The sequence below is a fragment of the Paenibacillus alkalitolerans genome, from assembly GCF_016482785.1.
GTDB classification, from domain to species: Bacteria; Bacillota; Bacilli; order Paenibacillales; family YIM-B00363; genus Paenibacillus_AE; species Paenibacillus_AE alkalitolerans.
Genome location: NZ_JAEMXM010000010.1, coordinates 25,082 through 46,125, shown reverse-complemented (window position 1 = coordinate 46,125; position 21,044 = coordinate 25,082). Strand labels below are relative to the sequence as shown.

Here is a 21,044-nt window from a genome sequence, read left to right as displayed (position 1 = left end):
TGAGGTTTGTTATAAAATGGCAAGACAGAGCCGATCCTGTGGAGGGTCGGTTTTTTTGCGTGCAGGGGGAGGGGCCGTATGTTGACTCGGAGTGTAGGATCGCTATTCCGTCGGCTCAGAGAATGAACGCGATGCACCCATATTCGAAATTGTGAGGATAGTGGAGTTCTGAGTCTGGGACAGAGGTAATACGGAGTATGCGGGAGCATTTTCAAGCTGATGTGCAAAGTGATTTCTGGGGCGGATGTGCAAAAGTGATTCTGAGTTGTGGGGAGAGCGTTTGAAAAGGAAGCCGACGCCGTAAAGTTCCTGAGCAACCGGGAGAGCGAGCGAAAGGAAGCAAAACAAAACACACCGGCACATTACTCTAAGACTTCAATCATTTAACCTTCTAAAGCCGATCCTATCGCAGGATCGGCTTTTTACATGGAATTACCACTTACATTATTGGTTCGAAAGGACGATAAATAAATTATGACATGAGGAGGATAGATAATGCAGAAGAAATGGTCCAAGTTTTATCGAAGCGGTGTTTTGTCGTTCATGTTGGCATTTGTCGTCACATCGGTGATTATTCCAACCGGTAAAGTTCGTGGGGAAGGCACTCTGCTAAAAACAGGGAATTATATTCATAGTCCTGCTCCGGACGGAGGGAACTCTCCCGACTGGCGAGCGACCGGGATTATATCCTCGGCTAACGGTGTTCTGTTTGACGGAGGCCCGGCTTATGCCGGCTGGATGGGGAGCGCGACCTCTCACGGGACAGTGAATGTGATCATTGACCTGCTTAAGGATTATCCCTTGGACGAGATCCGCCTGGCGCTGAATTCACCTAACAAATATTGGGGATTTAAAGACATTACCGTAAAGTATCGTCCCGAGTCGGCAACAGGTTATTACATTGCAGCCAGACACGTAAGAGCGGGAACCGAGTTGAACTATTCGGTAACCGTACCGATGTCGAACAAGACGGCCAGGTTTATCGTGCTGAACATTAGACGAACCCAAGCCTATCAACATATTCCCTTGACGGAAGTTGAAATTTACAGAGGCGTCGGCCTCGAAGGACAGAATGCGAAACCCGCTTTTACAGCCGAGGAATTGAAAGCCGAACTGAAGAAAGAAGCTCTGTTGGCTGACAAATACGGTCAATGGATGAATGAAACGTGGCCGGGGAAGGTGACATCCGACGCGCAGCTGCAGCGGGAATATGCCGATGAGGCCGCCGCATTGGCGAACGTTTCGTTGGATCTGACAAAATACGATCAATACGGAGGAATTAAATGCCGGGGCAAGTACGCAAACACAGGGTACTTCAGGCTTCAAAATATCGACGGCAAATGGTGGTTCATTACGCCGGACGGATATCCCTTTATTGTTAAGGGGGTGGATGCAACAAGTTTGTGGGAGTACGGATACAAGACTTCTATCCTGAAACCGGACGGCACCCTGAAGCAGATTTTTGAAGAACTGCCCGACCGGACCGCTTACGCTCCCGCCTACACCAAAGATGCCAACGGCGAATACGTCAACTTCGTCGTCGCCAATGTGATGAAAAAATACGGAAGCGACTACGAGGAGAAGTGGGAGGATATTACCAAAAAGCGCTTGATCCAATGGGGCTTTAATACCTTTAGCAAGTGGACCAAACCGAAAAACATAACGTTTCCGTACATTCAAGTCCTGAATGACCCTTGGAATTTGAGAAGGATACTATGGTCGTACGACGTGTTTGACCCGCAGAGCGGCCCTATCATCGAGAACGCGCTGAAGGCACAGCTTCACAATGCGAGATACAGTAAGTGGTTGATCGGCTACGCCTACGACAATGAAGCCGGTTGGGATGCGGAAATCGTAAAAAAGGTGCTGACATATTCTTCCACGTCACCGGCGAAGAGCGCATTCGTGGATTTTCTTGCGCCAAGATACAACAACAACCTCGCCGCCGTCAACCGGCTTCTGGGTACGAACGCCGCGTCGTTTGACGCTTTGAAAGATATCCCGATCAATATCGCCAATGTTCCCGCCGTCGATGTATCGGAATATATCAGGCTGGCATCCAGAACGTACTATTCCATGATCAGGGACATCATCAAAAAATACGACCCGAACCATCTGTTCCTGGGCACGTCTATCGTTCCTACTTGGCGAACGAGTTTGGATTGGGATCAAGCGGCTATGCCGTATGTAGACGCCTTTTCTGTAGACAGCTATACGAGAGACGGGTCGTGGATTTCCAGATACGAAGCTTATGGGAAACCCTTGTTGAATCTGGAATATTCATTCGGCTCATCCGAGCGCGGACTTTCGTATATCAGTGCGGCAACGATGACAACAAGCGTAGCGGACAGAGGAAGGGCTTTCCAAACATTCGTAGAAAGCCAGGCCGAGCATCCTTTGTTTGTGGGTTCGGGATGGTTTTCATACTTCGATCAGCCGGTTACCGGGCGCCCGGACGGCGAGAGCTACAACCTCGGCCTTGTCAATCAGCAGGATCAGCCGTATACGGACATGGTTAACATTATGAAGACCGCACACTCCGGTTTGGAAAATATCCACTCGTACGGAGGGGTGAATCTTTCCATGAAAGCCACTGTTGCTGCCAGTCCTTCAGCGAAAATGGCCGCCGGGAATGCAGTCGACGGGAATTCCGCTACGCGCTGGGCATCGAATTATACCGACAATGAGTGGATATACACGGACCTCGGTGCGGTCAAGACCGTAAACAAAGTTAGATTGAACTGGGAGGGAGCCTACGGAAAGGAATACAAGATTCAGGTGTCCGGCGATTCCGTGAATTGGAGAGACGTATTCTATACGAATACGGGCAATGGAGGAATAGACGAAATATCTTTTGCGGCAACCGAGGCAAGGTATGTGAGGATGTTGGGGCTCAAAAGCGGCACCCTGTACGGATTTTCGTTATGGGACTTTGAGGTATACGCCCCGCCTTCGGCAGCGCAGGCTCCGACTTCAGCCAAGATAGAAGCTGAGGGATACAGTTCTCAAATGGGGATTGCGACCGAGACATTGTCGGGTACCGAAACGGGGTTGCTGAAAATCGGTTCGCTGCATCCCGGAGACTGGGCCGCTTACAGCGAAGTTAATCTGACGGGGATGAAAAGCATCGACTTCAGGGTCGCCTCGGCCGCTTCAGGTACGATGAGGGTACGGCTGGGAAGCCCGACGGGTACCGTTATAGGTACGTTTAACGTCACTTCCACGGGCGGATGGCAGAGCTGGGTCACTTCAAATGTTCCGATCGCAGAAACCGTCGGCACGCAAAACGTATATTTCACGTTTGAGGGTGTTGCGGGACAGGAGATCGGCAAGATCGACTATTTTGTAATCAAACCGAAATGAAACGAAAAATGAACAAATGTTTGACCCGGCCGCGGTGCCGGGCTTTTTTTTTTTACCATTAACATTTGCTCCACGCCGGGCGGTTTTTTCAGTACAATGGGAACATATATTGCATAAAAAAGGTGACATATGACTGTATTGAAGAAGAGGCGCCAAATCATACGGCCGGAATGGGTTATCGTGGCGGTGTTTCTCGCAATTGTTTCAGCAGTGACTGTCGTTTCCGCGATCCCCGTTTATTACGAATTCGAAGCTCCGGGCGAAACGGTGCCTGTTTCAGAGATCGGAGTGAAGGGGAGCGTGCGCTACACGTATGTGTATGGAGGGGTAACGGCGAATTTGTTGGAAAAATGGGTGCAGCCGCTCATCTACGGGCCGGAAACCGAGTTTTATTCCATTCCGAAAGAGTATTACGATACTTATGAAGAGACATACATCGAAACCGAGACCAAGGAAGCGACGATTAGCAACGCTCTAGAGGCCGTGGAAGAGGTTGCGGAGGCAGAGAGAGGCACGGTTGAAACCGGCGGCCGTCTGGAGAAATTGCTCGCGCAAACGCAAAATCTATACGGCGATTCGATCGGATTAATGGTGGCAGTCGGCCTGTATGAAGAAGCCACTGGCCAAGATTTCTCACGGGGAGGACGCTACAAAATCGCAGGTACAGGCACGCTGGAAGCGGATGAAACGGTCGGTTCGGTCGGATCGATAAAGCATAAACTGATAACCGCCGGGAAAGAGGGAATCGACCTGTTCTTTATCCCGGCGGATAAGGACGAATGGGGCGAATGGAGCAACGAAACGGAAGCCGAAACGGCCGCAAAGCAATTGAATCTGGACGTAAAGATCGTTTCCGTGGATACATTCGACGAAGCCATCGATTATTTGAAAAGCTTGCCTTGACCGGCTCATTGCCTTGAATAACGGCTTATTCGATGAGCCCCAGCGCCTCGTAAACCGTCCGGTCAACAATTCCGTCGGCGAGCAATCCCTGTGACCGCTCATACGCGCGCACGGCCCGGTCGGTGGCGGGGCCGAATATTCCGTTGCAGGTGCCGTCGAAATAACCCGCCGCTTTCAACCGGTTTTGCACGAGTTGGACGTCGAGGCCGGTATGGCCTTTCACCAGCCACCGGGGCTCTTCTTTGAGACCGCGCAGCGCGTGGCCGTAGATCGTCACTTTCGTGCCGATTTTTACCCACGGATACAGTTCTTCCACATGCCGGTTCAACATGCGGATGCAGCCGTGCGATGCGTTGGTGCCGATCGAGCCGGGGCGGTTCGTTCCGTGTATCCCGTACACGCCCCATGGAACGCTAAGTCCGATCCACCTTGTGCCGAAGCCGGAACCCCAGTTTATATGTTTATTCGCCACTGTGAAATCCCCGATCGGCGTCGGAGTCTTGCGCTTGCCGATCGCCACCGGGTACGCTTTGCGCGGAACTCCGTCTACAAATACCGTCAGCCGGTGGGCTTGAGGGTCGATGACGATGGAAACTTCCCCGTCCGGCTTGCTTAACGGTTTCGGCTGCGATGCGGCGCCGCCTTCCGCCTGAACCTCCCCGTACCATGGCCCCGCCGCGAGCGCTGCCGCCAATATAGCCAATAGTGTTAGTAACCGTGTTTTATTGGCGAACGCGAACCATTTTTCATACGACATCTTTCACTGACTCCCGCCTTCGTTCAAAATATTGTGGTTAAAGTTAGAATTTCCCATCATCATTCTTTCTATCCCATTTCGCAACCCATCACCGGCTAAAACCGTTATAATAGAGTAGCAGTCATACATATTTACCGAGGTGAACGAATGAATCGATCCCTGCAACGAACCGCCGTCATCTTTCTTTCCGCTTCCCTGCTTCTTACAGCATGTTCGCAAGTGCCGGAACAGCCGGCCGAGGAGACGGCCGTTACGGAACCGGAACCAACGGAACCGGTAACACAGGAGAAAGAGGCGGAACCGATAGCGCCCTACCGTCATCCGTTGACCGGAACTCCGTCGCAGCTGCAGCTTACGGATCGCCCGGCCGTAGTGATGGTGGAAAATTCGCCGGCGGCGCGGCCGCAATCGGGTTTGCACAAAGCGGATATCGTCTATGAAATATTGGCGGAGGGCGATATCACCAGATTTGTCGCGGTATATCACAGCCAAACCGTCGAGAAGATCGGTCCCGTCAGGAGCATTCGGCCGTATTTCGTGGAGCTCGGCGCGGGTTTGGACGCCGTGATCGTTCATGCCGGCTGGAGCCAGGACGCGATGAACGTGATCAGCAAGAACCGTTTGAACCATCTCGATCAAGTATACGGCGACCACAAATATTATTGGCGGGAGAAGTCCCGCAAAGCGCCGCATAATCTGTATACGAGCACAGAGATGATCAAGGAAGGCGCGAAGGACAAGAAGTTCCGCGAAAGCTGGACCGATCCGGTATTGGCTTTTGCCGAGAGCGTGGAAGCATTTTCGAATGAGGGACAAGCCGTCGCCAGTGTGACTATTCCGTATATCAACGGTTACACCGCCGGTTACGAATACGATGCCGGCCCCGGATTATACCGCAGGTCGATGAAGGGAAAGCCGCATACCGACGCTGAATCGGGGGAGCAAATAACGGCGGCGAACGTCCTTATTTGCGAGACGGATCACCGGATCTTGGACAATGCCGGGCGCAGGAACGTCGACGTGTTCGGACCGGACAAAGGCTATTTGCTGCAACGCGGCAAGCTGCGAGAGATTACATGGGAAAACAAGAACGGAGTTATTCGCGCTTATGCCGGCAGCGTTGAATTGCCGTTGCTGCCCGGACAAACATGGGTCCATGTCGTGCCGAGCTTGTCCAAAGTCGATGTTGGCGGCGAAGCCGCCGGCGTTGCCGGGTAAGGGCGCCCGAACGAATTTCCGTTCGAGCGCCTCTTACCTTGAATTAGCGCCGGCGGCGCTTTGCCGAGGGGCGGGTTGAACCGCTTCTTCTGCGGCGTCGTCTGCGTCTGCGGCGGCGGGGATATTCATCGTAATCGTCATCAGAAGCGATTGCCGATTTGCCTTTGCCGAAGCTGCCCATCACGAGCTTCAGCATCGGGCCCATCTGCTGCAGAGTGCCCATAATTTTCTGCACCTTCGTAACGTTCTCCAGTACGCCGTCGATACCGCCCATGCGGTCGATTATTTGACGGATGTTGCCGAGATTGCCCAGCAATCCGGCTAATCCGCCTCCGCCGGCTCCGCCCCCGGTTGCGGCAGGCAATGCGGGAGGACCCCCCGTTTGCGCGCCGAAGTCGGCCGGTCCGCCGTACGGCGGCAGAAAACCGTTGGTTTGCGGCGTGGGCGCCGGGTACTGTACTCCATCGTAATACGGCGTGTTTCTGACATGTACCTGTTTATTCACTGCGCTCACTGTCCTTTTTTCGCGAGTCTTAGGCTTTCATACTACACTTTATGTGGTAGGCGAATGTTTTGTATGGACTGATGTCCCGATTTTCGCAACAACATGTTACAGGACTTTTACGATTCAGGCAGAACATGGTACTATAACATTGTAAAATTTTAATGCGTTAACGTCCGACCAAGGGGGAAACTTTGAAGTGCAATTGAAGAAGCTCAACGATAAATCGATCGATCAACTGTTCGAGGCGATTCTCACGCTGGAAAATTTGGAAGAATGTTATTTATTCTTTGATGATCTCTGCACCATCAACGAGATTCAATCGCTGTCCCAGCGGCTTGAAGTGGCGCGGATGCTGCGCAAGGGAAGCACGTACAACCAGATCGAAACGGAAACCGGTGCGAGCACGGCGACCATTTCCCGGGTAAAGCGATGCTTGAACTACGGAAACGACGGATATAAGTTTACGCTGGAGCGGCTTGGGAGATAACAGGGATGCAAGGGGTACTGGTCATTTCCCACGGCTCGCGCAACAGCGAATGGGTGCGGCTTGTAGACGAAGCGGTCGACGCGGTACGGCGCCGAATTTCCGTTCCGATTGTCTCTTCGTTCTTGGAAATCGTTGAAGGAAGGCTCATCCAAGACGGCATCGGCGAATTGGAAGCGCGGGGAGTAACGGAGATGATCGTCGTGCCGCTCTTCATCTCTTCCGGAAGCACCCATGTCGAGGAAATCTCCTGGGCGCTCGGCGCAAAGCCGGACTGTCGGGTGGAGACGGACCTTGAGCCGTTTCGCCGCCGGGCTCGGGTTCGATTTTGTGCGCCGATCGACGACGATCCGGATATTGTGGACATTTTGTATGAGAAAATGCTTCCTTTATCCGTTACTCCCGAGCAGGAGCTCGTGCTTGTCGTCGGTCACGGCAGCGCGATGGAAGGGTTCCACCTGATTTGGCGCGGCGTATTGGAACGAATCGCGGGCCGGCTTTGCGAGAAGGGCGGATTTGCGGCGGGAGACGGAGCGATGCTGCTTCCGGATCAAATTCCTTCGAAGATGGACTTCTGGCGCTCGCGGCACCCGGAGCGGGCAGTGCTCGTCGTACCGCTGTTCGTCAGCGAGGGGTATTTTACCGAGAAAGTCATACCGGAGCGGTTTGAAGGGTATGATGTTCGATATAACGGCCGTTCGCTGCTGCCGCATCCTCTGTTATCGCGATGGATGGAACGGCGCATTGCGGAGAAGCTGGAGGAGCAAGATCATGATGGCCAAGAGAGCGAGACTCATTTATAATCCGACATCCGGACGGGAAGAGATGAGAAGGCGGCTGCCGGACGTGCTGCAGCGGCTGGAAGGGTACGGCTTCGAAACGTCCACGCACGCAACCGTCGGCTCCGGCGACGCTACGCTTGCCGCGGCGGAAGCGGCCCGGCGCGGGTTCGACATCGTCATTGCCGCGGGCGGCGACGGTACGATCAACGAAGTCGTCAGCGGTCTTGCGGAGGCGGAGCATCGCCCCCCGTTAGGCATTCTTCCGCTTGGCACGACCAACGACTTGGCGCGGGCGCTCGGCATTCCGCGCTCGTGGGACGCGGCGATCGACATCATCGCCGAAGGCCATGAGCGGAAGGTCGATATCGGCCGGCTGAACAAGCGGTACTTTATCAATATTGCCGGCGGCGGTTCGCTGACGGAATTGACGTATGAAGTGCCGAGCAAGATGAAGACGATGCTCGGACAGCTCGCTTATTATATGAAGGGTTTGGAGAAACTGCCCCGCTTGCGGCCGATCGAGATGACGGTCCGCTCGAAGGAAGTCGAGCTGCACGAAGAGATGATGCTGTTCCTAGTGGCCAATACGAGCTCCGTCGGCGGCTTTGAACGGTTGGCGCCGGACGCGAAGATCGACGACGGTTTGATGGACGTGTATTTGCTGCGCAAGTGCACGTTGCCGGATTTTATCCGGCTGGTCTCCTTAATCGTGCGCGGAGAAACGGTGTCCGACCCGTTGGTGGTAAACTTTCAGACGAGCCGCCTGACGATCGAATCGAAAGATTACGTTCAGTTAAATTTGGACGGAGAATTCGGCGGCACGCTGCCTTGCGAAATTACGGTGCTGCCCAGCCATCTGGGATTGTTCGTTGACCCGCTGGGCAAGGCCAGCTACCATCTGTCGAAGCCCGGACAGCCGGGTTCGACGGGAGTCGGCTTTGGCGCGTCTGGAGGCGCAGGCGGGGTAGGCGGCGGAGTAACGATGAGCGGAGTGATTGCGCGGCATGAATAAACATACTCGAATGAACGGTCGGGACCGCAGAGGGCCCGGCCTTGCTTCTTCTATAGAGAAGCATGGTGTTCGCGGAGCCGCACCAGAAGCCGGGCGGAGGCCGCCCGTTGAGATGAATGAGATCGTCGAAGCCGGTGTGATCGGTCTCGGACATGAAGGAGAGGGCGTCGGGAGGTACGAAGGTTACACGTTGTTTATTCCCGGCGCGCTGCCTGGGGAGCGGGTAAAGGCGCGCGTGTCGGAAGTGAAGAAGCAGTTCGGACGCGCGGACTTGATTCAGGTGTTGGAGGAAAGCTCCGACCGCGTCGCTCCGCCGTGCGCGATATACGAGCAGTGCGGAGGGTGCCAACTGCAGCATCTGGCTTATCCGGCGCAGCTGGCATGGAAGCGCAAGATGGTTGTCGATGCGCTTGAGCGGATCGGCAAGCTCCGGGTTGGAGACGGCGGCGGCGCGATTGTCCATCCTGCTATAGGAATGAACGAGCCTTGGCGTTACCGCAATAAAGCGCAGGTGCCGATTGGCTTCGATCTGGGGGAAGGCGGGCTCGTCGGCGGATTTTATGCGCTAGGGTCGCACGATATCGCGGATATGGACACTTGTTTGATCCAGCATGAACGCAACGATGAGACGGTCGCGGCCGTCAAGCGTATCGCGCGGGAGCTGGGGGTGGAAGCGTACGACGAGAAATCGCACACCGGCTGGTTGAGGCACGTGGTGGCGAAGTACGCTTTCGCTTCCGGGGAAGTGATGGTCGTGCTGGTAGTGACGGAGTCGTCGTGTGCGGTTTTCGAGGAGCTAATCGAACGCATTTGTGCGGAGGTTCCGGGAGTTGCAAGCATCTGCATGAACGTGAATCCGGAACGCTCGCGCGCCGTCTTCGGAGAGCGAACCGTCACGCTTTGGGGGAAGGATTCGATCGTCGATTCGATCGGCGGGATCCGGTTCGCGATCTCGGCCCGGTCGTTCTACCAAGTGAACCCGGCGCAGACCGAAGTGCTGTACCGCACCGCGCTTGAATACGCCGCCCTCACCGGCGGCGAAACCGTGATCGATGCTTATTGCGGCATCGGAACGATCTCGCTTTTCCTGGCGGGAAAAGCTCGCCGCGTGTACGGCGTCGAAATCGTGCCCGACGCCGTGGAAGACGCTCGCGCGAACGCGCGGCTTAACGGCATTGCCAACGTCGAGTTCGCCGTCGGCCGGGCCGAAGCCGTCATCCCCGCGTGGCGCGAAGAAGGCATCGACGCCGACGTCATCGTCGTCGACCCGCCCCGCAAGGGCTGCGACGCCGCCCTGCTGGACACGATCGTCGCGATGCGGCCGAAGCGGGTTGTGTATGTGTCGTGCAACCCGTCCACGCTCGCCCGCGATCTCCGCGTTCTGGAGGACGGCGGCTTCCGCACCGTCGAAGTGCAGCCGGTGGACATGTTCCCGCACACGGCGCATGTGGAGGTGATAGTGAGACTTGAAAGAAAAGATACAGCCCAATAACTGTACCTTAATTCGAGGGGAGAGAGGTTGTAGTTAATCTATATTAACGCAGATTGGAGAGATAATAATGGGAAATACTGATAAGTTTGAAATGATAGCTAGTAGTTATGATACTTCTGAAAGAGTTCAAATGGCAAAGGTATCATCAGATGCCATTCGTGAATATTTAGTTGACGCTAATAATAAGAACGCTATTGATTTTGGGTGTGGAACTGGTCTTGTTGGAATGAACTTGTTAAATGATTTCAATTCTATGCTTTTTCTGGATACATCGCAAAATATGATTAATCAAATAAAACAGAAAATTGCTGACTTTAATATTCAGAATGTTGATACATTATGTTTTGATTTCGAAAAGGAAGATCGATCGGATATACATGCAGACTATATTTTTATGGCTCAGGTTTTACTCCATATTAATGATGTTGAGTTAGTTTTATCGAGATTATATGATGTTCTAAATCTAGGAGGGCATTTAATAATCGTAGATTTTAATAAAAATGAAGAAATAGTCTCAGATATGGTTCATAACGGATTTGATCAAGAAAAGCTTATTGACCTCATGACTAATATAGGGTACAGAGAAATTCAATCTAAAACTTTTTATACTGGAAGTAAAATATTCATGGGCCATGATGCATCTTTATTCATACTAGATTCTCAAAAATAAACGCTAAGTCAGATGTTTTTATCCTGTTGCTAGACTTGAGATTAATGAGAGAATATTGAAAAGAGACAAATTAATATGAAAGAATAACTGGGGTTTCAGGAGTTCATCATAATGCAATAATGCATCATAGAATATCTTTATTTGGCGACCCATGCCATTATTGTGAAATGGGATATTAAAAGATAATGGAGTTGAAATTTTTGGCGAAGAAGAATCTGATGTATATACGACTTTTGGAAAATGTTTGGATGAAATAAAAAGGAGCGACTTTTGGAAAGCCGCCCTATGATTGAGCAAATGTCATCCCTGTTGATTTGTGTACTCCCTGTCATCTCCTCACATGTGGAGTGTTCAGTGTTGTTAAAATGGGCGGGGTGCCGATAAGTAATGGCACCCGCTTTACGCTTCGATTCTTCTAAAATAAAAACTGAATCAAAAACATATAGGCGAAAGTACCGCTTGCAATCGACAAAAACATATTTCTCTTCCAAATATGGAGCAAAGCAACTAGAACAATAGAAATCAGTTCGGGTACTCCGTAGTTGCCGGATAAAAATTCCACATCTTTGATACTATAGACAACCAGTAACCCTAGAGCTGCCGAGGGCAATACTTTGCCGAGATACTGCACATAACTTGGAGTGGGTCTGCCTGAAGGAAAAATAATAAATGGAATAAATCTTGTCATCATGGTTCCCAGTACGACCATTCCAATCGTGATAATTTGCTCTAATACAGTCATTGACATGTACTTTCACCTGTTTTCTTCTCCAGTTGCTTCCTCATCAATGTGAGTACGAAGAGAATGATGATCATGGAAGGGATGACAAAGTTGCCGCCGTTAAAAATGAAAAGGCATAAAATTGATAGTCCTAGACCCAGTAACGCGCTGTGATGTGCTGTCTCTTTCATCCATTGATCAATAAAGATGACAACAAATAGAGCCGTCATAACAAACTCAAGCCCTTCCATATTTAATTGCACCAACGCTCCAAAAAGCCCGCCAATTGAAGCCCCAAGCACCCAGTAGCTATGATTAAGCACGGTGACGAAGAACATGTACCATCCTTTATTCACCTCTTGCGGTATATTTGCTGTGTAATTGATGGAGAAAGATTCATCGCATAGACCAAAAATCAGATAAATCTTTTTTAGTCCGGTCCCCCTGTACTTTTCAAGCATGGATATCCCATAAAAAAGATGACGCGCGTTTACCATTAAAGTTAGCAGCAGTGCACCCAATGGATTAAAAGCGCCAAGCAACAGACTGACAGCGACAAACTCCATCGAACCGGCAAAAATAAGCAGGCTCATAAGGACGGAATACCCCGCACCAAAACCCGATACGTTCATGAAGATGCCGTAAGCAATCCCCAAGAATAAAAAGCCGGCTAATATAGGGACAGTAGAGGGAAAGGCCGCACGAAATGCCGCTTGAAGTTCGTTTTTGCTAATCATGGTTAGCCCGCATCTCCTCAGCACGATTACTTTTCCATGCCATTTTAGCAGCGTAAATCCATACAATCAATGCTATAATTGTATGGATTACAATTCTGTGAGGTACTATATGCCTATAAATTCCTTCACTGATTACCCCATGTCGTGGAGACCCGACAGAGACGCATTGAAACGTCCAGTCTATCTTTCGCTCGCCTTATTACTGGAACATGACATTGCAAACGGATTTTTAGCTCCCGGCACCAAACTTCCGCCACAAAGGGAGTTAGCCGATTTTTTAGATGTAAATTTTACGACTATTACCCGTGCGTATAAACTATGCGAACTTAAAGGCTTAATTTATGCTGTTACAGGGAGCGGTACATTCGTTGCGCCCAACGCGGCACGCTCCGTCACAATTTCAAAAGATAAAATCTCAAATGAAATTATCGATCTTGGTTTTGTTGCATCATTTGAGCAAAGCAATACAACTGTAGCTGAAGCTGCCAAGAGCGTGATAGAGAAAAGATATTTGGAGCAGCTCTTTAATTACAATGATCCTACAGGAATACCTCATCAAAAAATAGCGGCGCTACATTGGATGAAGGCTTTTGGCATCCATGCGGATACAGAAAATATGGCCATTGTTTCCGGAGCACAGAATGCGTTGGCAATTACGTTGTTAGCTCTGTTTGAACCAGGAAACCGGGTCGCAGTCGATATTTATACTTACGCAAATTTTATTGAGATTTCGAAAATGTTTCGTATTAAGTTAGTTCCGATTCCCGGTGACGAGCACGGAATGCTGCCTAATGAGCTTGAAAATCAGTGTCTTCAATTGGATGTGCACGGCGTTTTTTTGATGCCTTCTTGTTCTAATCCGACTACTGTAATGATTCCGGAAAACCGCAAAAAGGAATTAGCCGCTATTATTCGAAAACATCATTTGATTTTAATTGAAGATGATATTCATGCCTTTCTGACAGCTGGTATTATAGATGATTATCGTCAGCCTATGTATCAGCTTCTTCCAGAACAAACTGTTTATATCTGTAGTACCTCCAAGTCCATCTGTTCGGGTTTCCGAGTGGCATATATTGTGTTTGGGGACAAATTTAAAGAGAGGATTATAAAGGCTATTTTTAATATTAATGTCAAGACTTCTTCATTGGATGCCGAGATTATAACGGAACTTATTTTATCTGGAAAAGCAAATGCAATTGTTGAGGAAAAAAAGCAGCTAGCTCAGTCTGCAAACAGTTTATTTTCAGAGTTTTTCCCACAACCTCTCCACACTGGTCATCCACTAAGCTTTTATAGATGGCTTCCCATATCGGACTATGTTAATGCATCACGCATGGAGAGTTACTTTCTGAACAAAGGAATTCGTGTTTTTCACTCAGATCGCTTTTTAAGCGGGGCCAGCGCACAGGACAATTTTTTGAGAATAGCACTTGCGTCTACAAATTCTTTGGGTGAATTAAAAAAAGGATTGGAGATCTTGAAAGAAAATCTCAGGTTTTAAACACGCAGCAGCTGAAGAGGAGGAACGACTCAACCGTGATTATAGACAGGATTGAGGAGCCGGTCGTCAAAGAAATATTCATCGAATGTCGCCCGGAGACCCTTTTCCCATTCCTCACCGATCCCGAAAAAATGGTCCAAACCAAGGACGATTTCGAGGCTCGGACGGACGAAATGCGGAAAGAGAGTTACTGGCCGGCGTGGAAGGCCTTCACCCAATCGATGAGGGAGGCCGGTATACTGGCCAACCCTGGAAATATCCTGCACCCTGGGAATACGGCGTATTCGGTGAAATGCGCCAATGGACAAGTTCATGCGAGCGAAGGTTCTCATACGGATGGTTCGGAGCAGTTAAGCGGATATTACGTCATCGACGTTCGCGACGCGGACGAAGCGATTGAATGGGCCTCCGCGCTCCGGCAGCCTTAAGCGGTTTTGTTGAAGTGCGGCCGGTTTTTAACCTGTGACTATACAACTAACACCGGAAGCAGCTTACGACGAGATCGTACGGATCCTGTCTCAAGATCCGGAGGTCACGACAACCATTGACCACACGAAGAAAAGATTCGGTTCCTCGGGAGAATTGAAGTATGCGGGAAAGATGTTCGCTTTTCACCATAAGGGGAGATTGATCGTCAAACTGCCGAAGCCGCAAGTAGACGCTTTGATTTCCACCGGGAAATGTGAAACTTGCGTCATGGGACGAGGACGGGCCATGAAAGAATGGGTTGTGATCGGTGCCTCTTTTCAATCGGAGTGGCTGTCGCTTGCTTCCGAGTCTAAGAGCTTTGTTTCAGGTAAGTATAAATGAGTTTTTGCCTAAAGTGCCTTCCGCCTCTGCGGCCCTGTGGTCCGCATGGCGGAAGGATTGAGTTGAGAGAGCCACCTCAATGCGTCGCTTCTTCTTATCTCACACGCCGCGCAGTAACATAATGATCTTCCCAGAACCCATAGTTCAGGTTATTGAATCCGACCTTGTTAGACGGTGCGCTGTGAATGAATCGGCCTCTACCCATGTAGATACCTACGTGGTTAATTCTGCCGTCATCATTCGTATCGAAGAATACAAGGTCGCCTTTTACTAAATTGCGCTTCGCTACATAGTATCCCTTTTTGGCCTGCTGACGGCTTGTACGAGGCAGGTACACACCTTCCCGCTTAAACACAAGTTTTGTGAAAGAAGAGCAGTCGGAGTACCTGTAACCGCTATTCCACGGCTCGGCACCAAACTTGTATCTGAAGTCGCCAAGGTAATTGTCGGCCCGGCTTGCGATCTCTTTACCGGTAGCTGCGAACGTCAATGTTCCGAACAGCATTGAAACAACCAGCATCAATGTGGTGGTACTAACTAGCTTCTTGAACATTGGTTTTCACTCCTAGTCTGTGATTTGTATGAGTATTGCTTCGATTTGCAGCGGCATAAAAATCCCCGAAGTTGCGAAAGTTAATACCGATGCCCGATGGCAAAAGAACACCCGAATAAGTTCACAATTGGAGGTTGGCTCCCAGTAACGCATGTTAACATATATGAAAAGAAGACTGAACCCCACAGCATTTACCAATATCCGTTTGGCATTTGCGGCTTAAAACGCCGAATTCCTTGAGAACACTGGCAAAGCTTCAACTGAGGGCTGCCTCAAGTTGCACAGTAAATACCAGATATTACATTGTCGGGCGAAAGCCGACTTACCGGATAACCGAAAACTAGGGCAAGAGCGGTTTAAACCCGGCTTCAATTGGTTAAGATAGCGTCTAAACGGATTGAACGAGGTTTATTCATGATCTTGACCGCCTGGGCAATAGTTAACGTTCTTTTGTTGCTATTTACCGTATTGAAATTAATGGACCTGTGTTAATATTGCTGTACGGGTTAGCTATAGCCAAAACCTATGATTTCATGATCGCTTTTCCCCCGCTTGATATGTATGATTTAAACGACCATAAGGATAAGTATGATTTGGTTGAGCCTTTGTTGGCGTTTGCTTACTGTCCCTTTTCGTATTTTTACTTGTATATTTACGAAACATGGAAGTTCAAGGAATGGAAACTTCTTCTTTATATGATAGCCGTTTCGCTTTTTGCCGTCGGACTTGAAGCCGTCGGCGAATGGGTGGGAGTATTTCATTATAAAAAATGGAACTTACTGAATTCGTTTCTGGTTTATCTGGTGACCTTGGGACTGACACACTTGTTCTATAAACTGATTGTTTGGAAAAGACACAAGAGCTTACAATTGAATATTGAACAAGGTGCAAATTGAGCCCGGGCGAGTTATTCGCACCGGGCTCTTTGCATGTTTATTCATTGCTGCATACACCGGACACCCTCCGAATACGGTTATCGATTTATCGGGCGCGGCAAGATTGACGCACGACCAATTCGGGCTCGACCAGAATGGCCGAAGGCTCGATTTGCTTGTTGATCATGTCGAACAGCATGATGGCGGCCAATTTGCCGATTCTTTCTTTCTCCTGTCTGACGGTCGTCAGCGCCGGCTCGGTATACGGGCAAGCGTCGATATCGTCGCATCCGATCAAGGCCACATCTTCCGGAATTCGCAAACCGTGTTCCTTCATCGCCCGCATGACGCCGAAGGCGAGTAGATCCGTCACCGCGAACATCGCTTTAGGCAGGGAACCGGCGGCGATCGCGCGTTTCATCGCTTGATATCCGCTCTCCTCGTCATATTCCTTGCTATAGAAGAACCAATCGGGGTTGACGGCTAGCCCGAACGTTTTAAGCGATTCCTTGAACGCTTTTTCCCGCAGTGCGATGACCTCCGAGTGCCGTTCAATACCGAGAAAACCGATCTCGCGGAATCCGTTCAAATACAGATGCTCCACGACTTGCTTCGAGATTTTCGCGTTGTCCGACATAATATAGGCGGAGTTGGTACCGGACAGCGGAATATCGATTCCGATGCAAGGAATTTCGCTCTGGTCCAGCTGGTGAATGCTCGGTTCGATTTCGTCGCCGGCGATAATGATGCAGCCGTCCACTTGAAAGTGGCGGCATCGCGCCAAATAATCTTCTTTGGAATGAAAGAACGTTTCGTTGGAGAAGAACAGAAGATCGTATCCGAGCAGACCGATTTGTTTCTTGAACGCGTTGAGGACGCTTACGAAAAAAGGATGATTCAGGTCGGAGTTCAGCGCGCCCGCAAATACAACGCCGATCAGATTCGATTTTTTGGTGGCGAGCGTCTTGGCGGATGAAGAAGGGCGATAGCCCGTTTCCTCCATAATTTTAAGAACCCGTTGCTTCGTTTCTTCGCCGATATCGCTGTAGTTGTTGATGATTTTCGAAACGGTCGCAACGGAAACGCCCGCCATTTTCGCAATTGTTTTAATGTTCATTGCTGTGGGCTCTCCTTTATTTCATTGTCGGACATGGACTAAATCGGTTTCGAGTCCGCAAATGCGTTATATAGTAAACACTCTACCTATTTTAGGGTTTACGAAACAGTTTCGTCAATAAAAACCTTAAAATAACTGGAATTGTCGACCGGCAACATTTTTTTTGAAATCCCTCTTTACAAAATCTCCTCGATGAGAAATAATAAAGCTGTAATTTTCGAAAGCGGTTTCGGATTCCAAATCCTCATTCAATCCTGGTTTCAGGGGAGCCGGAGGAAAGTCATTGAAGGCGTTTTCTGAAAATTTTCGAGCAATCGATCCATATTATTAGGGGGAACAAGGAATGTTGAAGAAGTACGCATTAGGGTTAATGAGCCTGGTTCTGGTCTTCGTCGTTGCAGCCTGCGGCGGTAACGGCGGCGGCAATACGTCGGAGACGCCTTCCGAAAGCTCCTCGGAGCCGGCCGCTTCGGAATCCGGCGCGAAACCGGACGAAGAAGTGACGCTGAAAATCATTCACTGGATCAACGAGCCGGTGAACAAGTACTACGAAGAGTTCAACAAGGAATTTATGGAACGCTACCCGAACATCAAGGTCGTGTACGACGTCGTTCCTTCGGACGCCACATACGACCAACTGCAGCAAACGCGCATTAACGCCAACGATGCCGACTTGGTGGCGCTGAAAAGCGGTTTCGCCCCGATTCCGCAGGAATGGGCGAAAGGCGCCGAGGACCCGCTGTGGAAGCAATGGATCGATGCCGGTTTGATTGCAGATTTGACGAACCAAGAGTTCGTCTCCAACTACAATTCGATTGACGTGCAAAACTCCACCACGTACAACGGCAAAGTGTACGGCATCAACATGGGTAAGGTGTCCTTCACCGGCCTTTACTACAATAAAAAGATTTTCGCCGACAACGGCCTGCAAGTGCCGACAACATGGGACGAATTCGTAACGGTCGTGAACACGCTGAAAGAAAAAGGCGTCACCCCGCTCGGATTCGCCGGAAAAGACATTTGGCCGTTCAACCTTGCGGTTCAAGGATTGTCCGCCTCCGTTCACAAAGACCAAGCGGCATTCATCGAAGGGCTCTGGCGCGGCACGACGAAATTTACGGACCCGGCACAAATCGAAATTCTCGGTAAAGCCCAGTTTCTGATGGAGAATGCGATCGACGCTTTCATGGGCGTCGACTACGGTTCGCTGCCGAGCCTGTTCGTCAGCGGCCAAGTAGCCATGATCGCCGACGGCACCTGGAACGCGCCGACGCTCAAGTCGTTGGACCCGAACCTGGAATTCGGCTACTTCCCGATCCCGGGCAGCAACGACGCGTCTCAAAACAACTCTCTCGCCGGCAAATACGACATGTCATGGGTCGTTCTGGAAAAAGCGAAGAACAAAGACGCCGCTCTGAAATGGCTCGCGATGCAGTCCGAGCCGGAGCATTATGCGGAGTTCGTGAAAGCGTCCGGCTTCCTTCCGAATGCCGACGTGACGGTCGAAGATCCGTTCATCAACGAAATCAAGCCGTATTTGTCGAGCTTCAAGCTCGCGTGGGACCAATTGTTCATCAACCGCGCCAACGCGGGCGAACATGTCAGCGGCTCCAGCATCCACGCGGAGTTCCTGGCCCCGGCGGGTCCGGTCAAGACGCCGGAAGAGTTGGCTGAGCTTTCGCAATCCGAGTGGGATGCGGCAGCTCCGAAGTAATAAAAAAACGGATGGATCACGGGGTCTGATCTCGAATCAGGCCCCGTCGTTCCTTCAATACAAAAATAGCGAGATCAGGTATGAAGAGGTGATGGGATGTATCCGTTCGGAAAAGGGATTGCAAGGCACTTGCCGCTCGCTTTGCTGATGCTGCCCTTGCTGCTTTATGTCGTGTTCGGATTCGGTCCTTCCGTCGCGACGATCTTTTTTTCGTTTACGAACGCCACGGGACTGCCGGGCGTCGAGTGGAAATTTGTCGGCTGGCACAATTATGAAAGGTTTTTCTTCTCGTCGGACCAGAAGGAGCGAATCCGCTCGATTGTCAACACGGTCTATTTTTCATTCGCCGTCGTAATTATTCAGAATGCCATCGGGCTTTGGATGGCAGTCCTTCTGAACCGTAAATTGAGAGGAGACGCTTTCTACCGGGCAACCTTCTTCCTGCCGGTCGTTCTAGGCGTTACGGTGTCCGGTCTCGTCTGGAGGATGATGACGAATCCGCTGGGCGGCCCGATGAAGGAGCTGTTCGGATGGTTCGGCGCGAAATCGACGTTTTTTTCGGACTACAATTCCGCATTCGAGTGGGTTATTTTCGTCCAAATCTGGATGTATATGGGCTATTCGATGACGATCTTCCTGGCCGGTCTGCAGTCGATTCCGAAAGACTTGTACGAAGCGGGCCATATCGACGGCACGAGCCGCTGGCAGTCGTTCCGGCATATTACGTTTCCGATGATCGCTCCCGCGTTTACCGTCAATATTATGCTTTCGATTATCGGCGCTCTGCAGACGTTCGATATCATTTACGTGCTGACGAACGGCGGCTTCAATACGCGTACTTTGGCCTTCGACGTGTACCGGGACGCTATCGCCAATAACCGGGTGGCCGACTTCGGGCTCGCTTCCGCCGGCGCGATGATCCAGTTCGTGTTCGTGTTCGCCGTTACCGTTGCCGCCATGATTTATTTACGGAGACGGGAGGTGGAACTGTAATGCAGGAAAACAAAGTCCCGCTGCTCTTCCGTTATCTTGTCGTTGTTGCCATGTTGGTCATTTATCTTTTTCCGTTGTTCTATCTGTTTAACGTAGCCATGAAAACGCAAATCGAATTTTTGAAGTCCCCGGTCGGCATTGCGGAACAGTTTCGGTTCGGGAATTTCGTCGAGGCATGGAACAAAGGGAATTTCTCGACTTATATTTGGAACAGCCTGCTGTATACTTCGACGGCGACATTCGGTTCGATCATGTTGGCGGTTTTCGCGGCGTTCCCGATCGCGCGCCGTTACGTCAAATTTTCCAACCTGATCTATTTGTTCTTTGTGATGTCCCTGTTTCTCCCGAATCCGCTTGTCCCGCAGTTTTGGCTCGTCAACAAGCTCGGGCTTTACAACGAGCAGTGGGGGTACATTTTGCTGCGCACCGGAGGGACGGGCATCGCCTTCATGATGTTCGTAGGCTATATCAAGTCGATTTCCAAGGAGCTTGACGAAGCGGCGGCGATGGACGGTTGCGGTTACTTGCGTTTCCTGTTCCAAATTTTGCTGCCGTTGATGAAGCCGGTTATGGCGACGGGGATACTGCTGACCGCCATCGGCATCTGGAACGATATTATCGGTCCGACCATTTATTTGTCCGACTCGAAGTACCAACCGATCACAAGGGGGCTGTTCGCGTTTTTCGGTCAATATTTGAACAACTGGCCGCTGCTCGCCTGCGGCATTATCCTCGTCGCGCTGCCGCTGATCGTGCTTTATGTGTTCGTACAGCGCTTCTTGGTGAGCGGAGCGTTGGCCGGATCCGTAAAATTTTAAGCTGAAAGGTGTACGG

Annotated in this window: 21 protein-coding genes; 15 read left to right on the top strand and 6 right to left on the bottom strand. The window is 50.6% G+C overall.

Annotated elements, in window-relative coordinates:
* The first annotated feature begins 495 nt into the window (after nucleotides 1-495).
* Nucleotides 496-3,363, top strand: a complete 2,868-nt coding sequence (locus JET16_RS16325) for a carbohydrate-binding protein (protein WP_199617538.1) — start codon at nucleotides 496-498, stop codon at nucleotides 3,361-3,363.
* 129 nt (nucleotides 3,364-3,492) lie between these two features.
* The gene (locus JET16_RS16320; RefSeq protein WP_199617537.1) at nucleotides 3,493-4,266 is read left to right on the top strand and encodes a hypothetical protein; all 774 of its coding nucleotides are present in this window, start codon (nucleotides 3,493-3,495) and stop codon (nucleotides 4,264-4,266) included.
* A 25-nt stretch (nucleotides 4,267-4,291) separates the two neighbouring features.
* Here the strand turns inward: JET16_RS16320 and JET16_RS16315 are convergent, their stop codons facing one another.
* Entirely contained in the window at nucleotides 4,292-5,023 is a 732-nt protein-coding gene (locus tag JET16_RS16315; protein ID WP_199617536.1) for a L,D-transpeptidase family protein, read from the bottom strand.
* Between the two features lie 147 nt (nucleotides 5,024-5,170).
* On the opposite strand from JET16_RS16315, the gene JET16_RS16310 reads away from it, so the two are divergent.
* A complete protein-coding gene (locus JET16_RS16310; RefSeq protein WP_199617535.1) occupies nucleotides 5,171-6,241 on the top strand; it encodes a DUF3048 domain-containing protein in 1,071 nt (356 codons plus the stop codon).
* Between the two features lie 43 nt (nucleotides 6,242-6,284).
* On the opposite strand, the gene JET16_RS16305 is transcribed toward JET16_RS16310, so the two are convergent.
* Complete coding sequence (locus tag JET16_RS16305) at nucleotides 6,285-6,746, bottom strand: tyrosine protein kinase (RefSeq protein WP_199617533.1); 462 nt, start codon at nucleotides 6,744-6,746, stop codon at nucleotides 6,285-6,287.
* 196 nt (nucleotides 6,747-6,942) lie between these two features.
* Between JET16_RS16305 and JET16_RS16300 the strand changes: the two genes are divergently transcribed.
* The 5 genes from JET16_RS16300 to JET16_RS16280 all read left to right on the top strand — a co-directional run bounded on the left by JET16_RS16300 (nucleotide 6,943) and on the right by JET16_RS16280 (nucleotide 11,186).
* Nucleotides 6,943-7,233, top strand: coding sequence for a YerC/YecD family TrpR-related protein (locus JET16_RS16300; RefSeq protein ID WP_199617531.1), 291 nt, complete (start codon nucleotides 6,943-6,945; stop codon nucleotides 7,231-7,233).
* A 5-nt stretch (nucleotides 7,234-7,238) separates the two neighbouring features.
* Nucleotides 7,239-8,033 (top strand): sirohydrochlorin chelatase, encoded by a 795-nt coding sequence (locus tag JET16_RS16295; RefSeq protein WP_199617528.1) that lies wholly within the window; start codon nucleotides 7,239-7,241, stop codon nucleotides 8,031-8,033.
* The gene (locus JET16_RS16290; RefSeq protein ID WP_199617713.1) at nucleotides 8,005-9,024 is read left to right on the top strand and encodes a diacylglycerol kinase; all 1,020 of its coding nucleotides are present in this window, start codon (nucleotides 8,005-8,007) and stop codon (nucleotides 9,022-9,024) included. The genes JET16_RS16295 and JET16_RS16290 overlap by 29 nt, the downstream gene beginning before the upstream one ends.
* Entirely contained in the window at nucleotides 9,017-10,516 is a 1,500-nt protein-coding gene (gene rlmD / locus JET16_RS16285; protein WP_407673155.1) for a 23S rRNA (uracil(1939)-C(5))-methyltransferase RlmD, read from the top strand. Before JET16_RS16290 ends, rlmD begins: the two co-directional genes overlap by 8 nt.
* Before the next feature lie 67 nt (nucleotides 10,517-10,583).
* Nucleotides 10,584-11,186 (top strand): class I SAM-dependent methyltransferase, encoded by a 603-nt coding sequence (locus tag JET16_RS16280; RefSeq protein WP_199617526.1) that lies wholly within the window; start codon nucleotides 10,584-10,586, stop codon nucleotides 11,184-11,186.
* Between the two features lie 415 nt (nucleotides 11,187-11,601).
* On the opposite strand, the gene JET16_RS16275 is transcribed toward JET16_RS16280, so the two are convergent.
* Nucleotides 11,602-11,934, bottom strand: a complete 333-nt coding sequence (locus tag JET16_RS16275) for a branched-chain amino acid transporter permease (protein WP_199617525.1) — start codon at nucleotides 11,932-11,934, stop codon at nucleotides 11,602-11,604.
* Entirely contained in the window at nucleotides 11,925-12,644 is a 720-nt protein-coding gene (gene azlC / locus JET16_RS16270; RefSeq protein WP_199617523.1) for an azaleucine resistance protein AzlC, read from the bottom strand. The genes JET16_RS16275 and azlC overlap by 10 nt, the downstream gene beginning before the upstream one ends.
* 109 nt (nucleotides 12,645-12,753) lie before the next feature.
* Between azlC and JET16_RS16265 the strand changes: the two genes are divergently transcribed.
* The 3 genes from JET16_RS16265 to JET16_RS16255 are packed head-to-tail and all read left to right on the top strand — an operon-like array spanning nucleotide 12,754 to nucleotide 14,958.
* A complete protein-coding gene (locus JET16_RS16265) occupies nucleotides 12,754-14,148 on the top strand; it encodes an aminotransferase-like domain-containing protein (RefSeq protein WP_199617521.1) in 1,395 nt (464 codons plus the stop codon).
* 35 nt (nucleotides 14,149-14,183) lie between these two features.
* On the top strand, nucleotides 14,184-14,576 hold the full coding sequence (locus JET16_RS30865; protein ID WP_199617520.1) for a YciI family protein: 393 nt from the start codon (nucleotides 14,184-14,186) through the stop codon (nucleotides 14,574-14,576).
* 34 nt (nucleotides 14,577-14,610) lie between these two features.
* Nucleotides 14,611-14,958 carry a hypothetical protein gene (locus JET16_RS16255; RefSeq protein WP_199617519.1) on the top strand — a complete coding sequence of 116 codons (348 nt, stop codon included), beginning with the start codon at nucleotides 14,611-14,613 and terminating at the stop codon, nucleotides 14,956-14,958.
* 94 nt (nucleotides 14,959-15,052) lie between these two features.
* Here JET16_RS16255 and JET16_RS16250 read toward each other — a convergent pair whose 3' ends face one another.
* Entirely contained in the window at nucleotides 15,053-15,511 is a 459-nt protein-coding gene (locus JET16_RS16250; RefSeq protein WP_199617518.1) for a C40 family peptidase, read from the bottom strand.
* Between the two features lie 593 nt (nucleotides 15,512-16,104).
* On the opposite strand from JET16_RS16250, the gene JET16_RS16245 reads away from it, so the two are divergent.
* A complete protein-coding gene (locus JET16_RS16245) occupies nucleotides 16,105-16,407 on the top strand; it encodes a hypothetical protein (RefSeq protein WP_233531715.1) in 303 nt (100 codons plus the stop codon).
* Between the two features lie 85 nt (nucleotides 16,408-16,492).
* On the opposite strand, the gene JET16_RS16240 is transcribed toward JET16_RS16245, so the two are convergent.
* On the bottom strand, nucleotides 16,493-17,503 hold the full coding sequence (locus JET16_RS16240; protein ID WP_199617516.1) for a LacI family DNA-binding transcriptional regulator: 1,011 nt from the start codon (nucleotides 17,501-17,503) through the stop codon (nucleotides 16,493-16,495).
* A 343-nt stretch (nucleotides 17,504-17,846) separates the two neighbouring features.
* Between JET16_RS16240 and JET16_RS16235 the strand changes: the two genes are divergently transcribed.
* The 3 genes from JET16_RS16235 (at nucleotide 17,847) to JET16_RS16225 (ending at nucleotide 21,028) form a co-directional block, all read left to right on the top strand.
* Complete coding sequence (locus tag JET16_RS16235; RefSeq protein WP_199617515.1) at nucleotides 17,847-19,217, top strand: ABC transporter substrate-binding protein; 1,371 nt, start codon at nucleotides 17,847-17,849, stop codon at nucleotides 19,215-19,217.
* A gap of 96 nt (nucleotides 19,218-19,313) precedes the next feature.
* On the top strand, nucleotides 19,314-20,210 hold the full coding sequence (locus JET16_RS16230; RefSeq protein ID WP_199617514.1) for a carbohydrate ABC transporter permease: 897 nt from the start codon (nucleotides 19,314-19,316) through the stop codon (nucleotides 20,208-20,210).
* Nucleotides 20,210-21,028, top strand: a complete 819-nt coding sequence (locus tag JET16_RS16225; RefSeq protein ID WP_199617512.1) for a carbohydrate ABC transporter permease — start codon at nucleotides 20,210-20,212, stop codon at nucleotides 21,026-21,028. The genes JET16_RS16230 and JET16_RS16225 overlap by 1 nt, the downstream gene beginning before the upstream one ends.
* Nucleotides 21,029-21,044 lie beyond the last annotated feature (16 nt).

Coding starts and splice junctions, on each gene's coding strand:
- JET16_RS16290 (WP_199617713.1), top strand. CDS start 8,005: ATGGCCAAGAGAGCGAGACTCATTTATAATCCGACATCCGGACGGGAA.
- JET16_RS16315 (WP_199617536.1), bottom strand. CDS start 5,023: ATGTCGTATGAAAAATGGTTCGCGTTCGCCAATAAAACACGGTTACTA.
- JET16_RS16295 (WP_199617528.1), top strand. CDS start 7,239: ATGCAAGGGGTACTGGTCATTTCCCACGGCTCGCGCAACAGCGAATGG.
- JET16_RS16265 (WP_199617521.1), top strand. CDS start 12,754: ATGCCTATAAATTCCTTCACTGATTACCCCATGTCGTGGAGACCCGAC.
- azlC (WP_199617523.1), bottom strand. CDS start 12,644: ATGATTAGCAAAAACGAACTTCAAGCGGCATTTCGTGCGGCCTTTCCC.
- JET16_RS16230 (WP_199617514.1), top strand. CDS start 19,314: ATGTATCCGTTCGGAAAAGGGATTGCAAGGCACTTGCCGCTCGCTTTG.
- JET16_RS16320 (WP_199617537.1), top strand. CDS start 3,493: ATGACTGTATTGAAGAAGAGGCGCCAAATCATACGGCCGGAATGGGTT.
- JET16_RS16310 (WP_199617535.1), top strand. CDS start 5,171: ATGAATCGATCCCTGCAACGAACCGCCGTCATCTTTCTTTCCGCTTCC.
- JET16_RS16325 (WP_199617538.1), top strand. CDS start 496: ATGCAGAAGAAATGGTCCAAGTTTTATCGAAGCGGTGTTTTGTCGTTC.
- JET16_RS16235 (WP_199617515.1), top strand. CDS start 17,847: ATGTTGAAGAAGTACGCATTAGGGTTAATGAGCCTGGTTCTGGTCTTC.
- rlmD (WP_407673155.1), top strand. CDS start 9,017: ATGAATAAACATACTCGAATGAACGGTCGGGACCGCAGAGGGCCCGGC.
- JET16_RS16275 (WP_199617525.1), bottom strand. CDS start 11,934: ATGTCAATGACTGTATTAGAGCAAATTATCACGATTGGAATGGTCGTA.
- JET16_RS16280 (WP_199617526.1), top strand. CDS start 10,584: ATGGGAAATACTGATAAGTTTGAAATGATAGCTAGTAGTTATGATACT.
- JET16_RS16240 (WP_199617516.1), bottom strand. CDS start 17,503: ATGAACATTAAAACAATTGCGAAAATGGCGGGCGTTTCCGTTGCGACC.
- JET16_RS16250 (WP_199617518.1), bottom strand. CDS start 15,511: ATGTTCAAGAAGCTAGTTAGTACCACCACATTGATGCTGGTTGTTTCA.
- JET16_RS16225 (WP_199617512.1), top strand. CDS start 20,210: ATGCAGGAAAACAAAGTCCCGCTGCTCTTCCGTTATCTTGTCGTTGTT.